Consider the following 14,622-nt stretch of genomic DNA (forward strand, 5'->3'; position numbering starts at 1 on the left):
CCGAGCACGCCGTGCAGGTCAGCGCCGCGTGAGCGCCGCCCGTGCCACGGCCCCGGTGAACTCGCGGTGCGCCTCGAGTTCGTGTTCCACCGGGGCCTGGACCGTCTCCTCGGCGGTCGTGCGGACGGATCGCTGCAAGCGACGTCGTACCCGCGAGGCCCGGACACGGGACGCGAGCGACGCGATCACCGCGCCCGTGAGCGCGAGGAAGAGCGCGAGCACGACCCCCGCGAGCACCATGAGCGTGGGCACGGGTAGTGGGAAGCCCTCGACCGTGGGTGGCGGGGGCAGGGGGATCTGGAAGTACTCGGCCAGGAACAGACCCAGCAACCACAACAGACCGAGCACCGTGACGAGCATGGCGAGCCACTGCAGGACGTCGAAGACGATCCACCACCAGGACGCCCCGCGCGCGGAGAACTTGGTGCGTGCGACGGCTTGGTCCAGCGCGTCCGGCAACCGCTGTTCGTTGCTGCGGGCGGCGCCACGGATGCTGCGCCGCCACGGCTCCCCGGCGCCCTGGGAGACATCGTCCGCGAAACCGCGCACGGCGGAGTCCGCGGCGGCCTTCTGGGACGCGTTCATGGGCGGCAGGGACGTGCGGTGCACCCCGGGGTCCGAGTGCTTGTCATGGCTCTCGATGTGCAGGCGCTTGAGCGGGTCCTTGCGCAGGCGGGTGAGCCAGCGCGTGGCGATCCACCCGGTGTGCCGCCCCGCGCGCAACCGGTACGAACGGGCCGCGGCGTCCGCGACCAGGTCGATGCCGGCGGCACGCGCGAGCCCGGCGGTGAGCCGTTCACTCGCGTCCTTGGTGATCCCGCGCGGATCGCCCTCCCCCGCGGCGCGCGCGAGTTCCCCGGCGCTGTGGATGACGTCCGCCTCGAGCCGCTGCCCGGCGGCGGCGCGTTGGGCGGCCACGGCGTGGATCCGGTCCCGCAGCTGCGGGACACCCTGACCCGTGAGAGCGGAGACGGCCACGGGCGCGCTCGGCCCGGTCGCGGGGAGGCCGTCCTGCGCCACGAGTTCCGTGAGCGATGCGAGCACCGAGGGGACGTCCCGCTCATCGAGCCGGTCCGCCTGGTTGAGCACGACCATGGTCACGGCGCCGTGGCGCGCGAGTGGCTGCACGAAGTCCTGGTGCAACACCGCGTCCGCGTACTTCTGGGGGTCCACGACCCACACGACCACGTCCACGAGACCGACCATGCGCTGGACGATCTGCCGATGTTCCCGCGTCACGGAGTCGAAGTCCGGCAGGTCCAGCAGCACGAGCCCACCGCTCGTGGTGCTCGCCTTGCGCCCGGTGGACGTGCTCAGCGCGGGACCCACGACCCTGCGGTCAGCGACGTCGAGCCAGTCGAGCAGCGGCTGGCTGCCCTCATCCCCCCAGATCGCGGCGAGCGGTGCGGAGGTCGTGGGTCGGCGCGCCGCACTACGGGCGAGGTCCTGACCGACCACGGCGTTGAACAGGGAGGACTTGCCGGAGCCCGTGGCGCCGAAGAAGCCCACCACGGTGTGGTCCGCGGACAGGGCCCGGCGCTGCGCGGCGCGCTCGAGGGTCTCCCGCGCACCCCGGATCACCTCGGCGTCCAGGCGACCCTCCGCGATCTCCACGGCCTGCGCGAGTCCTGAGATCCGATCGGACAGGGACACGTCCTGGTCCCGGGAACGCGGGCTCACAGGGCCTCGCTCTCTGCGCGCACGCGGGCGGCCGCTGCGTGCAGTTGCTCGGCCGAGGGGTGCTCCCCGAGTTCGTCGATCGTGTCCAGGAACTGCTTGGCACGACCGGCCAGCATCGTCCGGATCCGGGTCTCCAGGTTCTTGCGCGCCTGGTCGCTCATCCGGCGCACGGCGTCCTCACCGAAGACCGCCTCGAGCAGTTTGGTCCCCACGACACCCGAACCACCCGCGATCCCGACCTCCAGGCCGGTCAGCCCGCCCGTGGTCGAGAACACGGCGATCATGAGGATCACGGCGAGCGCATTCACGCCCAGCGACATTGCGCGGGCCCGCGTGCGCTTGCCCGCGCCTTCCTGCTGGATCATGAGCATGACGTCCGACTGCCACGACCGGATGCTCTCCGCGACCTGGTCGGGGAAGTCCGGTGGCAGGCCGGCCGCATCCCGGCCCGCGAGCAACACCTGTCCGGCGGGCTCGTCACGCCAGCGCCGCTCGGCGGATTCCGCGGCACGGGCCGTGTTCTCCACGATCACGGCCTGCAGACCCGATTCGATGGCTTCCTCCACGCGCACCTCGGGTGCGGGTTGGCCCTTGAAGAACGCGGTCATCCGGTCCCGGACCCGCCCGATTCCCGCCTCGAGGCTGCGGAAGAACTCGCCGGTTCCCACGAAGTCCTGCCAGCGTGCGAGCACCTCACCGCGCAACAGGGTCCCGTCCCGAGTGGAGTCGATGATCGCGCGCAGCGCCTCGTCGAAGGACGTGGTCACCTCGCGGCGCAGGTGCTCCTCCGTGTGCTGCTGGCCCGCCACGGCCTCCGCGGTGCGGTCGGTCGTGTCCGCGAGTTCCCGCACCGCTCCCCCGAGGGTGCGCGCGGCGATCTCCGAGCGGGCCTGCGCGTCCGCGCCGAGCGTCTCGAGCCACTCACGCAGCGGTTCCACGGCGGCCGGGGGCAGCATGCGCAGCTCGTTGAGCGGGGACTCCTCGACCACGAAGATCGGGGCGCCACCCAGTCCCTCCTCGTTGAGCATCCGTCGCAGGTCCTCCTCGATCTCCGCGGCCGACGACGCCTGCACCCGGTCCAGCACCACGGCCACCGTGATGTCGCGCCCCGCAGCGTTGCGCAGCAGCTGCCACGGCACGGCGTCCGCGTAGCGATTGGCGGTCGTGACAAACAGCCACAGGTCCGCGGCGGAGAGCAACTGGGCGGCCAGGGCCCGGTTATTGTCCGAGACGGAATCTACGTCCGGGGCGTCCAGGATCGCGAGGCCCTTGGGGATGTTCTGGTCCGCGAGCAACACGAGGGACCCGGTGTCCTCCACGGCCGTCCCACCGTCGTCGGGCGCCGGCGCGGGGCGAGAGGGATCCACGAGGGTCCCCTGGACCCGGGCCAGGTGCGGCAGCACACGCTGAGTGGTGAACGCCCCCGCGTCGCTCGGGTGATGGATCAGCAGGGGTCTGCGCGTGGTGGGGCGAATGGCCCCGGAGCGTGTGACCGGGTGGCCCACGAGGGCGTTGACCAGGGTCGATTTCCCCGCGCCCGTGGAACCGCCCACCACGGCCAGCAGCGGGGCGTCCAACGAACGGACACGCGGCAGGACGTAGTCGTCCAACTGGGCCACGGCACGCGCCGCGTTCTCGCGCTGTTGCGCCGCGCTCGCCGTGGCGAGCGGCAGGGTCGTGGAGCGCAAGAGCTCACGCGTGGTCTCGAGGGACTCGATGAGCGGCACGGCCGGTGCGTTCTCGGTGTTCACACGATCATTGTGCCAGCCGTCACGCGGGCGTCGCGGCAGCGCGCCGGGAACGGACGGGAGCAGTGGGTGGCAGACATGCGAAGAGCCCCGGTTTCCGTGGAAACCGAGGCTCTTCCGTAGTGACCCCAGCGGGATTCGAACCCGCGTTACCGCCGTGAGAGGGCGGCGTACTAGGCCGCTATACGATGGGGCCGTGTACTTTCCGTGGACCGCTGTCGGAAACTCGTTCCTGTGCGGTCCCGCGTTGACGCACCAAACAGTAACATCTTCGCGGTAATGCTCCAATTCGGGAAAACCCACCGTGGAACAGCGATGCTCGGTCCGTTCGAACCGTGGTCCGTCCGATGCCAGAAAGCGCTGGGATACCAGGACTCGAACCTAGAATGACGGTACCAGAAACCGTTGTGTTGCCAATTACACCATATCCCAATGGTCTCACTGCCCGCCCGGTCCGCACCGGATCGGCCGCGCAACGAGCAATAACTATACCCGGGGAACCCGCCGCTGCCAAACCGGTCCGCAGGGTGGGGGTCGCCTCCCGGGTGACACCCACCCGTCGCGGACGGATCGGGTCAGGACGCGGCGAGCTGCTCGCGCAGCGCGCGAATGCGCTTGAGCGACGATTCTTTCCCCAGGATTTCGAGGGATTCGAACAGGGGCGGGGAGATCCGCTGGCCGGACACTGCCGTGCGGACCGGGCCGAACGCCAGGCGCGGCTTGATCCCCAGCCCATCCACGATTGCCTCGCGCAGGGCGATCTCAATCTTCTCGGCCGAGAACTCCTCCAGCGACTCGAGAGCCGTGAGAGCGGCGTCGAGCACCTGGGGTGCGCTGTCCTTGAGCTGCTTGGCGGCGTCCGGGGCGATCTCGATCTGCTCGTCCGGCAGGAAGAGGAAGCCCAGCAGGCCGGGGGTCTCACCGAGCAGGTTCATGCGCTCCTGCACGAGCGGGGCGGCCCGATCCAGGACGTCGTTCTCCTTCTCGGTCAGGGTCTCCCCCACGAGGCCGGCGGAGCGCAGGTACGGGATCAGCCGGTCCCGGAAGTCCCGGGGGTCCAGCATGCGCACGTGCGTGCCGTTGATCGCCGTGGCTTTCTTGAGGTCGAAGCGCGCAGGGTTGGCCAGGACGTCGTGGATGTCGAAGTTCGCCACGAGTTGGTCCACGGTGAAGATGTCCTCGTCCGCGGACAGCGACCATCCGAGCAGGGCCAGGTAGTTCAGCAAACCCTCGGGGATGAACCCGTTGTCGCGGTGGTGGAAGAGGTTAGACTCCGGGTCCCGCTTGGAGAGCTTCTTGTTGCCCTCCCCCATGACGTAGGGCAGGTGCCCGAACTCGGGGATGAACTCGGCGACCCCGATGCCCATGAGTGCGCGGTACAGCGCGATCTGCCGGGGCGTGGAGGACAGCAGGTCCTCGCCGCGCAGTACGTGGGTGATCCCCATGAGGGCGTCGTCCACGGGGTTCACGAGTGTGTAGAGCGGTTGGCCGTTCGCGCGGGCCACCACGAAGTCCGGGACCGAGCCCGCCTTGAAGGTGATCTCACCGCGCACGAGGTCCGTGAACGTGATGTCCTCGTCCGGCATGCGCAGGCGCAGCACGGGCTTGCGGCCCTCGGCCCGGAACGCATCCTTCTGCTCCTCTGTGAGGTCACGATCGAAGTTGTCGTACCCGCGCTTGGGGTCCTCACCCTTGGAACGGTGACGCTGCTCGACCTCCTCGGGCGTGGAGAAGTCCTCGTAGACGTAGCCGCCGGCCACGAGCCGGGTCAGGACGTCCTGGTAGATCTCGCCGCGCTGGGACTGCCGGTAGGGCTCGTGGGGTCCGCCCACGTTGACGCCCTCGTCCCACGTGATGCCCAGCCAGCCCAGGGCGTCCAGGATCTGCTGGAAGCTCTCCTCGGAATCGCGGGCGGCGTCCGTGTCCTCGATCCGGAACACCAGCGTGCCGCCCGTGTGGCGGGCCCACGCCCAGTTGAACAGGGCCGTGCGGATCAGACCCACGTGCGGGGTGCCCGTGGGGGACGGGCAGAAGCGCACGCGCACGGGTGCGTCGGCGGGAACGGTGGGGTGCAAAGTCGCTGCGTCGTCAGTCATGATGCGTTTATTCTACGGGTAGGTGTCACCCCCGCGGCGGGTACGGGGACTGCCCGCGCGGGCGTCGGCGAGCGCTGCCGCACCGCCCCGGCCGGCTCCGACGACGGCGCGCCGAGGGACGGCTCGGCAACGCGTGCGCCCCGGGTCGTCAGGCGACGGCGCACCCCGGGGGGGGTGGGCTGGCGGCGCGCCGGGTCAGCGCCGCAGCACCGTGGTGAGCTCGCCGATCCCCTCGACCTGCACGGAGAGCTGATCGCCCTCGTCCACGATCCCGACCCCCGCGGGGGTCCCCGTGAGGATGACGTCACCGGGCAACAGCGTGAAGGCCTCGGACGCGTAGGAGACGAGCGTGGCCACGTCGAAGATCATGTCCCGCGTGTTGCCGTCCTGCTTGAGCTGCCCGTTCACGGTGGAGCGCACGGACAGGGCGGAGGTGTCCAGCTCGGTCTCGATCCACGGGCCGATCGGGCACGCGCCGTCGAATCCCTTGGCTCGGGCCCACTGGCCGTCGGTGCGCTGGGCGTCGCGGGCCGTGAGGTCGTTCGCGGCGGTGTAGCCGAACACGACCTCGGGAACGCGTTCCACGGGGACGTCCTTGCACATGCGCCCGATCACCACGGCGAGCTCGGCCTCGTACGAGACCTCCTCGGTCCAGCTGGGCAGGGTCACGGGATCGCCGGGACCGGACACCGCGGTGTTCGGTTTGAAGAACAGCATGGGAGCGGGCGGCAGCTCGTTGCCGAGCTCCTTCGTGTGCGCTGCGTAATTGCGCCCCACGCACACGATCTTGGAGCGCGGGATCACCGGGGCGAGCAAGCGGGCCTCGGACACGGCCACGGTGCGTTCGAGCTCCTGGATCCCCACGTACAGAGGGTCGCCGGTGAGGTACCGCAGCGTCTCGGCGCCGGGTTCCCCGTGCACCGTGCCGAAGTGGATTTCGTTGTCGTGTGTGAACCGTGCGATGCGCATGCTCACAGGCTACACAGCCGCCCCCGGTGCAACCGAGGTCGGACCGGGGGCGGCTGGTCGAACGGGTGGCACGGACCCCGCCACGCGAAGCGTGCCGAGGGATTCACGCCACGTGGATCACGCCAAGCGGGTCAACCAACCGTGCGTGTCCTCCGCCTTACCGGTCTGGATGTCCAGCAACTGCTTGCGGATGGACATGGTCACCTCGCCGGGAGCCGCGTCCTCCGGGCCGATGGTCTCGTCGTGGCTCACGAGCCGCCGCACGGGTGCGATCACCGCGGCCGTGCCGCACGCGAAGACCTCCGTGAGGTGACCCGAGTTCACGCCCTCGCGCCACTCGTCCAGGGTGAAGGCGCGTTCCTCGACCTGCAGCCCGCGTTCCTTGGCCAGCTGGATCACGGAGTCGCGCGTGATCCCCTCGAGGATGGTCCCGGTCAGTTCGGGGGTCACGAGCCGGCCGTCGTCGAAGACGAAGAACACGTTCATGCCACCGAGTTCCTCGACCGCGTCCCCGCGCTCGTGGTCCAGGAAGAGCACCTGGCTGCACCCGTGCGCGTCCCCCTCCATCTGGGCGATCAACGACGCCGCGTAGTTGCCACCACACTTCGCGGAGCCCGTGCCGCCCTTGCCCGCGCGGGCGTACGTGCGCGAGAGCCAGATGTCCACGGGTTCGACCGTGCCGAAGTAATTGCCCGCCGGGGACGCGATCACGGAGAACAGCGCCTCCCTGGACGGACGCACCCCCAGGAACGGCTCCGTACCGATCATGAACGGACGGATGTAGAGGGACTCGCCCTCCCCGGAAGGAACCCACTTCTCGTCCTGGGCCACGAGCTCGCGGATGGCATCTACAAACGTCTCCTCGGGCAGCGTGGGCAGGGCCAGCCGCTGCGCCGAGCGATTCAGCCGCGCGGCGTTGACCTCGGGGCGGAAACTCCACACGGATCCGTCCGCGTGCCGGTAGGCCTTGAGTCCCTCGAAGATCTCCTGGCCGTAGTGCAGCACGGCGGTGGACGGGTCCAGGCTCAGCGGGCCGTACGGCTGCAGCCGTGCGTTGTCCCAGCGGCCGGTGTTCGCTTCCACGTCCCCCTGCCAGTCGATGCACACCATGTGGTCCGTGAAGTGTTTGCCGAAACCGGGGTTCCGCAACACGGCTTCGCGCACCTCATCGGTTGCGGGGTGAGGGTTGAGCTGCTTAACGAATTCAGTGCTCACTGGTGTTCTCCTTCGACGGCGTGCTGCCGGGCATCCCTGCTGAGGCGGTGCGCTGGCGCGTGATGATGTGCTCCCAGTATCCCGCCCGCGGTGGCCGGGACGTGGACCTTAGGCGCTGCGCGCACCCAACTGCGCCACGACGTCGTCGCCCACTTGCGACGTGCTGCGCTGCGCGGAACCGTTCGCCTCCAGGTCTGCGCGCACGGCGGCGTTGACCTGTTCCGCGAGATCGGGGTGGCCCAGGTGCTCGAGCATCATGGCGCCCGCGAGGATCGCGGCCGTGGGCTGGGCGGTGCCGGTACCGGCGATGTCCGGGGCGGAGCCGTGGACGGGCTCGAACATGGACGGCGCGGTGCGGTCCGCGTTGATATTGCCGCTGGGCGCCAGACCGATACCCCCGGTGACCGCGCCGGCCTGGTCGGTGAGGATGTCCCCGAACAGGTTGTCGGTCACGATCACGTCGAAGCGCGCGGGGTCGGTGGTCATGAAGATCGTGGCGGCGTCGATGTGCATGTAGTTCACGGTGACGTCCGGGTACTGCTCCCCGATCTCGTCCACGGTTCGCTGGTAGAGCCGCCCGGCGTTGACCAGGACGTTGTGCTTGTGGACCAGGGTCAGCCGCTTGCGCGTGCGGCTGTTCGCGAGGTCGAACGCGTAGCGCACCAGGCGGCGGACACCGTGGGCCGTGTTCACGGACACCTCGGTCGCGATCTCGTGCTCGGTGCCCGTGCGCAGCGTGCCACCGTTACCCGCATAGAGCCCCTCGGTGCCCTCGCGCACGACCACGAAGTCGATCTCCCCCGGGTCCGACAGAGGGCTCGTGGCACCGGGGTACAGCACCGCGGGGCGCAGGTTGATGTAGTGGTCGAACCCGAAGCGCAGCTTGAGCAGCAGATCGCGTTCGAGGATCCCGGAGGGGATGCGCTTGTCGTTGGGGGCGGCACCCACGGCACCGAACAGGATCGCGTCGTGGGAACGCAACCGTTCCATGGTGTCCTCGTTGAGCACCTCACCGGTCTCGAGCCAGTGCTCGGCGCCGAGCGGGTAGCTCGTCTTCTCGAGGGTCACCCCCGCGGGGCGGGTCACGGCGTCGAGGACCTTGACGGCCTCGGCCACGACCTCCGGGCCGATACCGTCACCGGGCAGGACGGCGATCGAGTGGCTGCGGGCGGGTGCGGAAGGTGACGTCGGACTCATGGAGGCCAGCTTAGGTGCGCCCGCCGCGGCCTTCCACATGGTGAACCCGGGTTTCATATAGCGAGACGAACAGTGGGCGCGAGATCCGCTGACAGCCGACCGGCCCGCAACGGTCGCTGCGGCGTCGTGCGGACAGGCAACGGCCGGGCCGACCGACGACGACCCGGCCACCGCACCTCGATACCGCAGTACCTCAGTCCTGGAGCGCCTCCGGGGCCTCGTAGCGCGGGAACACGCCGGAGGGCTTGGGCAGTTCGGTCCCCGCGGCGAGCCGCGTCCCCAGGGCCGAGAACTGCCGCGCCTCCCCCTCGGGCTGACCGAGCTGGTCCAGCAGCCTGGCCATGGAATCCGGCATGACCGGCTGTACGAGGATCGCGACGATGCGCAGCACCTCCGCCGTCACGTACAGCACGGTGGCCATCCGTTCCGGATCGGTCTTGCGCAGCACCCACGGCTGCTGCGCCGTAAAGTAGCGGTTGGCCGATGCGATGACCCGCCACACGGTCTCCAGACCGCGGTGGAACGCGAGCTCGTCGAACGCCGCGCGGTAGTCCCCCACCGCCGACTCCGCCTGTTCGAGCATTTCGAGGTCCTCGGCAGTGAAGTCCCGCGGTTCCGGCACCGCACCCCCGAGGTTCTTGGCGATCATCGAGAGGCTGCGCTGGGCCAGGTTGCCGAGGTCGTTGGCAAGATCCGAGTTGATGCGTCCGGCGATCGCGTCGTGCGAGTAGTTGCCGTCCTGGCCGAACGGGACCTCTCGCAATAGGAAGAAGCGCAACTGGTCCAGCCCGTACTCGCCGATCAGGGCGTGGGGATCGATCACGTTGCCCACGGACTTGGACATCTTCTCGCCCTGGTTGAACAGGAACCCGTGCGCGAAGACCTTCCGGGGCAGCTCGAGCCCCGCGGACATCAGGAACGCCGGCCAGTACACGGCGTGGAAGCGCGCGATGTCCTTGCCGATCAGGTGCACGTCCGCGGGCCAGAACGCCCGGAACAGCTCGGCGTCCGTGTCCGGGTAGCCCAGACCCGTGAGGTAGTTGGTCAGGGCGTCCACCCACACGTACATCACGTGCTCGGGGTTGCCCGGCACGGGCACGCCCCAGTCGAACGTGGCGCGGGAGATGGACAGGTCCTGCAGTCCGCCGCTCACGAAGGACGCGATCTCGTGCGAGCGCGTCTCGGGCTGAACGAACCCGGTGCGGTAGAGCTCGAGCAAGCGGTCCTGGTACGCGGAGAGCCGGAAGAAGTAGCTCTCCTCCTCGGTCCACGTGAGCTCCGTGCCCGTACCGATCGAGTAGCGCTGACCGTCCGAGCGCACCTCGGTCTCGTCCTCGGCGTAGTAGGCCTCGTCCCGCACGGAGTACCACCCGGCGTACTTGCCCAGGTAGATGTCCCCGTTGGCCTCCATGCGCCGCCACAGCTCCTGCGACGCCGCGTAGTGGTCCTCGTCCGTCGTGCGGATGAAGCGGTCGTAACCGATCTGCAGTTTGTCGTCCATGGCCAGGAAGCGCGCGGAATTGGCGTCCGCGAGGTCACGAGGGCTCACGCCCAGCTTCTCGGCGGTCTGCTGCATCTTCTGGCCGTGCTCGTCCGTCCCCGTCTGGAAGCGGACGTCGAAGCCGTCCAGCCGCTTGAACCGGGCCAGGGTGTCCGCGGCGATCGCCTCGTAGGCATGGCCGATGTGCGGCGCGCCGTTGGGGTAGGAAATGGCCGTGGTCACGTAGAAGGGAGTCTGCTCAGTCACCCCACCACTCTATCGACCCGCGCACCGTGCCCGTCGCCCTTGAAGTGGGTACGACGCCGCGGTGCCCCTCCCGTGGGAGGGGCACCGCGGCGTCGTCGTCAGTTATGTCACGCCCTGTCGGCGCGGAGGCAACGGAAGGAGGGATCAGCGAGCGGCGGTGCCCTCGGTGTAGTCCTCGTCCGTCTGCTCCCACGCGAACAGCGAGCGCAGCTGGCGGCCCGTTGTCTCGATGGGGTGCTTCTCCTCCTTGGCGCGCAACTCCTTGAACTCGCTGCCGCCGGCGGCCTGGTCCTTCATGAAGCGGTCCGCGAAGACGCCCTCCTGGATGTCCTTGAGAACGTCCTGCATGCGCTCCTTGACGGAGGAGTCGATCACGCGCGGGCCGGAGACGTAGTCGCCGTACTCGGCGGTGTCGGAGATGGACCAGCGCTGCTTGGCGATGCCGCCCTCGACCATGAGGTCCACGATGAGCTTGAGCTCGTGCAGCACCTCGAAGTACGCGATCTCCGGCTGGTAGCCGGCCTCGGTCAGCGTCTCGAAGCCGTATTGGACCAGGTGGGACATGCCGCCGCACAGCACGGCCTGCTCACCGAATAGGTCCGACTCGGTCTCCTCGGTGAAGGTGGTCTCGATGACGCCGGCGCGCGTGCCACCGATGCCCTTGGCGTAGGACAGCGCGAGCTGCAGCGCCTGACCGGACGCGTCCACCTCGACGGCCACGAGGTCCGGGACACCGCGCCCGGCCTCGAACTCGCGGCGCACGGTGTGGCCCGGGCCCTTGGGGGCGACCATGGCCACGTCCACGCCCTCGGGGGCCGTGATGTAACCGAAACGGATGTTGAAGCCGTGCGCGAAGAAGATCGCGTCACCCTCGTCCAAGTTGTCCTTGATGGACTCCTCGAACACCTGCGCCTGGACCTGGTCCGGGGTCAGGATCATGATGACGTCCGCTTCCTTGGCGGCCTCGGCCACGGTCAGCACGCGCAGGCCCTGTGCCTCCGCCTTGGCGCGGGACTTGGAGTTCTCGGACAGGCCGATGCGGACGTCCACACCCGAGTCACGCAGGTTCAGCGCGTGGGCGTGGCCCTGTGAGCCGTAGCCGATGATGGCCACGGAGCGGTTCTGGATGATCGACAGGTCGGCGTCGTCGTTGTAGTAGATCTTTGCCATGGGCTTGCTCTATCTCCTTCGAATAGCGGATGGGCATTGCACGTCGGGGCGCAACGGCACGGGCGTTGCGCGGGATGCGGTGTCCTGCGGCCGAGCGGTCAGTGACGCAGGGCGCGATCGGACATGGATTTGGGGCCGCGGCCCAGGGCCACGGTGCCGGCTCGCACGATCTCCCGGATCCCGAAGGGCTCCAGGACATCCATGAGGGCGTGGATCTTGTCGCGCGATCCGGTGGACTCGATGACCACGGATTCCGTGGAGACGTCCACGATCGTGGCGCGGAACAGGTCCGCGGCCTGCGTGACCTGCAACCGGGTGGCCGCGTCCGCGCGGACCTTGACCAGGATGTGGTCCCGCTGCACGGAGGACTCCGGCGACAGCTCCACGATCTTGATCACGTTGATCAGCTTGTTCAGCTGCTTGGTGACCTGCTCGAGCAGCTCACCCTCAGCATCGACCACCACGGTGATCCGGGAGATCCCGTTCAGCTCCGTGGGGCCCACCGCGAGCGAGTGGATGTTGAACGCGCGCCGCGCGAACAACCCCGCCACGCGGGTCAGCACGCCCGGCTTGTCCTCCACCAGGACGGAAAGAGTGTGTCGGCTCATCGATCAGTCCTCCGTGTTCCACTCGGGCGTCATGTTGCGGGCGATCTGGATCTGGTCGTTGGAGACCCCGGCGGGGACCATGGGCCACACCATCGCGTTCGCGGAGACCACGAAGTCGATCACCACGGGGCGGTCGTTGATCTCGAGCGCCTTCTTGATGGTCTCGTCCACGTCCTCGTCCTTCTCACAGCGCAGGGCGGCACAGCCGTAGGCGTCCGCAAGCTTGACGAAGTCGGGGATGCGACGGGAGTTGTGACCCGTGTTCAGCTCCGTGTGGGAGTAGCGACCGTCGTAGAACAGGGTCTGCCACTGACGCACCATGCCCAGGGACGAGTTGTTGATCACCGCGACCTTGATGGGGATATTGTTGATCACGCACGTGGCAAGTTCCTGATTGGTCATCTGGAAGCACCCGTCACCGTCGATCGCCCACACCACGCGGTCCGGCTGGGACACCTGTGCACCCATGGCCGCGGGGACCGCGAAGCCCATGGTGCCCAGGCCCGCGGAGTTCAGCCACTGCCGGGGCCGCTCGTAGTCCACGAACTGCGCGGACCACATCTGGTGCTGTCCCACACCGGAGACGTAGACCGCATCCGGCCCGGTCAGCTCGGAGATCCGCTCGATCACGTACTGGGGGCTGCCCAGACCGTCATCGGTCTTGGTGTAGCCCAGCGGATAGGTCTCGCTCAGGGAGTTCAGGGTATCCCACCACAGACCCAGATCCGGCGTGCCGGTTTCCTCGAACTCCTGGCGCACGGCCTGGGTGAGGTCCGGGATCACGTACTTGAGATCCCCCACGATGGGCACGTCCGCCACGCGGTTCTTGGAGATCTCCGCGGGGTCGATGTCCGCGTGGATCACCTTGGCGTTCGGGGCGAACGAGCTCAGCTGACCGGTCACGCGGTCGTCGAAGCGCGCTCCCATGGTGATCAGCAGGTCCGACTGCTGCAGCGCGTATACCGCCGGCACGGTCCCGTGCATCCCGGGCATGCCCAGGTTCTGGTCGTGCGAGTCGGGGAAAATCCCGCGCGCCGTGAGCGTGGTGACCACCGGCGCGCCGGTGAGTTCGGCGAGCTCGAGTAGTTCCGCGGGCACGTCCGCCCGCATGGCGCCGCCACCCGTGTAGAGCACCGGGCGCTGTGCCGCCGCGATCATGCGGGCGGCCTCCTTGATCTGCTTGGAGTGCCCGCGCGTCACGGGACGGTAGCCCGGCAGCTCCATCTGCGGGGGCCAGCTGAAGGTCATCATCGCCTGCTGGGCGTCCTTGGCCACGTCCACCAGGACGGGTCCCGGACGCCCGGTCGAGGCGAGGTGGAAAGCCTCCGCGATGACCCGGGGGATCTCCTGGGCGTCCGTGACCAGGTAGGAGTGCTTGGTCACCGGCATGGTCATGCCCACGATGTCCGCCTCCTGGAAGGCGTCCGAACCGATCGCGGAGCTGGCCACCTGACCGGTGATCGCGAGCATGGGGATCGAGTCCATGTTGGCGTCCGCGAGCGCCGTCACGAGGTTCGTGGCACCGGGACCGGACGTGGCGATGCACACGCCCACGCGACCCGAGGCCAGGGCGTAGCCCTCCGCGGCGTGCCCCGCACCCTGCTCGTGGCGTACGAGGATATGGTTGATCTTCTCGGCGTCCAGCAACGGGTCGTAGGTGGGCAGGATGGCACCACCCGGCAGACCGAAGACGTCCGTGACACCGAGCTGCTCGAGGGAGCGGATGATCGCCTGGGAACCGGTCATCTCCTCCGGGGCCACGACCTCCGCCGCGGTACCCGTCAGCCGTGCCTGGTCCGTCTCCGCGGGCCGGGGCGCCGAAGCCGCGGGCGGCCGCCGCTGGGCCATCACCGCCGGTGAGATCGGCTGATCCTTACTCATAGTGCTGTGTCCTTACCTGCTGTGTTGTGCGAGATGCCGAGCGGGGTGGCGCGGGGCGAGCCGGTGACAGGTCGTCATACATGGAAAAAGGCCCTTGCCACGGGTTCCGTGGGCTGAGGGCCTGGCGGGTACGCGCGTCGAGTACTCCTCAGGCCCGGTGTCCAATGAGGACGACCGGTACGAGGTCTACCACGATGCGCAGTGCCGTTGTCATACCGACCATGGTGTGACCCACAGAACGTGGGTGTCAAACTACGGACACCCCTTCTCACAATGTGAAACATTGTGTCCCCCACCGTGGCACCCCCGTC

10 protein-coding genes and 2 tRNA genes are annotated in these 14,622 nt (G+C 68.7%); all 12 read right to left on the minus strand.

Annotated elements, in window-relative coordinates; all coding sequences use genetic code 11:
* Positions 1–18: 18 nt before the first annotated feature.
* On the minus strand, positions 19–1,680 hold the full coding sequence (locus RF650_RS03280; RefSeq protein WP_368814074.1) for a GTPase: 1,662 nt from the start codon (positions 1,678–1,680) through the stop codon (positions 19–21).
* A complete protein-coding gene (locus tag RF650_RS03285; RefSeq protein ID WP_368814075.1) occupies positions 1,677–3,431 on the minus strand; it encodes a dynamin family protein in 1,755 nt (584 codons plus the stop codon). The genes RF650_RS03280 and RF650_RS03285 overlap by 4 nt, the downstream gene beginning before the upstream one ends.
* A gap of 120 nt (positions 3,432–3,551) precedes the next feature.
* Positions 3,552–3,624 (minus strand) — tRNA-Glu (locus tag RF650_RS03290).
* Positions 3,625–3,788: 164 nt separating this feature from the next.
* Positions 3,789–3,860: transfer RNA gene (locus tag RF650_RS03295), tRNA-Gln, on the minus strand.
* Between the two features lie 143 nt (positions 3,861–4,003).
* Positions 4,004–5,524: a glutamate--tRNA ligase gene (gltX, locus tag RF650_RS03300; protein ID WP_368814076.1), complete on the minus strand. Its 1,521-nt coding sequence runs from the start codon at positions 5,522–5,524 to the stop codon at positions 4,004–4,006.
* Positions 5,525–5,719: 195 nt separating this feature from the next.
* Positions 5,720–6,493 carry a fumarylacetoacetate hydrolase family protein gene (locus tag RF650_RS03305; RefSeq protein WP_368814077.1) on the minus strand — a complete coding sequence of 258 codons (774 nt, stop codon included), beginning with the start codon at positions 6,491–6,493 and terminating at the stop codon, positions 5,720–5,722.
* Positions 6,494–6,610: 117 nt separating this feature from the next.
* On the minus strand, positions 6,611–7,708 hold the full coding sequence (locus RF650_RS03310; protein WP_206398982.1) for a branched-chain amino acid aminotransferase: 1,098 nt from the start codon (positions 7,706–7,708) through the stop codon (positions 6,611–6,613).
* A 108-nt stretch (positions 7,709–7,816) separates the two neighbouring features.
* On the minus strand, positions 7,817–8,905 hold the full coding sequence (locus tag RF650_RS03315; protein WP_131332697.1) for a 3-isopropylmalate dehydrogenase: 1,089 nt from the start codon (positions 8,903–8,905) through the stop codon (positions 7,817–7,819).
* 193 nt (positions 8,906–9,098) lie between these two features.
* Complete coding sequence (gene metG / locus RF650_RS03320) at positions 9,099–10,652, minus strand: methionine--tRNA ligase (RefSeq protein WP_131332696.1); 1,554 nt, start codon at positions 10,650–10,652, stop codon at positions 9,099–9,101.
* 144 nt (positions 10,653–10,796) lie between these two features.
* Positions 10,797–11,822 (minus strand): ketol-acid reductoisomerase, encoded by a 1,026-nt coding sequence (ilvC, locus tag RF650_RS03325; protein ID WP_312918547.1) that lies wholly within the window; start codon positions 11,820–11,822, stop codon positions 10,797–10,799.
* A 98-nt stretch (positions 11,823–11,920) separates the two neighbouring features.
* Complete coding sequence (gene ilvN, locus RF650_RS03330; RefSeq protein ID WP_064845687.1) at positions 11,921–12,430, minus strand: acetolactate synthase small subunit; 510 nt, start codon at positions 12,428–12,430, stop codon at positions 11,921–11,923.
* Positions 12,431–12,433: 3 nt separating this feature from the next.
* Positions 12,434–14,311: an acetolactate synthase large subunit gene (locus RF650_RS03335; RefSeq protein ID WP_368814078.1), complete on the minus strand. Its 1,878-nt coding sequence runs from the start codon at positions 14,309–14,311 to the stop codon at positions 12,434–12,436.
* Positions 14,312–14,622: the final 311 nt, after the last annotated feature.

The sequence above is a fragment of the Kocuria sp. CPCC 205297 genome (assembly GCF_040981035.1).
Taxonomy (GTDB): domain Bacteria; phylum Actinomycetota; class Actinomycetes; order Actinomycetales; family Micrococcaceae; genus Kocuria; species Kocuria marina.

Coding starts and splice junctions, on each gene's coding strand:
- gltX (WP_368814076.1), bottom strand. CDS start 5,524: ATGACTGACGACGCAGCGACTTTGCACCCCACCGTTCCCGCCGACGCA.
- RF650_RS03305 (WP_368814077.1), bottom strand. CDS start 6,493: ATGCGCATCGCACGGTTCACACACGACAACGAAATCCACTTCGGCACG.
- RF650_RS03315 (WP_131332697.1), bottom strand. CDS start 8,905: ATGAGTCCGACGTCACCTTCCGCACCCGCCCGCAGCCACTCGATCGCC.
- ilvC (WP_312918547.1), bottom strand. CDS start 11,822: ATGGCAAAGATCTACTACAACGACGACGCCGACCTGTCGATCATCCAG.
- ilvN (WP_064845687.1), bottom strand. CDS start 12,430: ATGAGCCGACACACTCTTTCCGTCCTGGTGGAGGACAAGCCGGGCGTG.
- RF650_RS03335 (WP_368814078.1), bottom strand. CDS start 14,311: ATGAGTAAGGATCAGCCGATCTCACCGGCGGTGATGGCCCAGCGGCGG.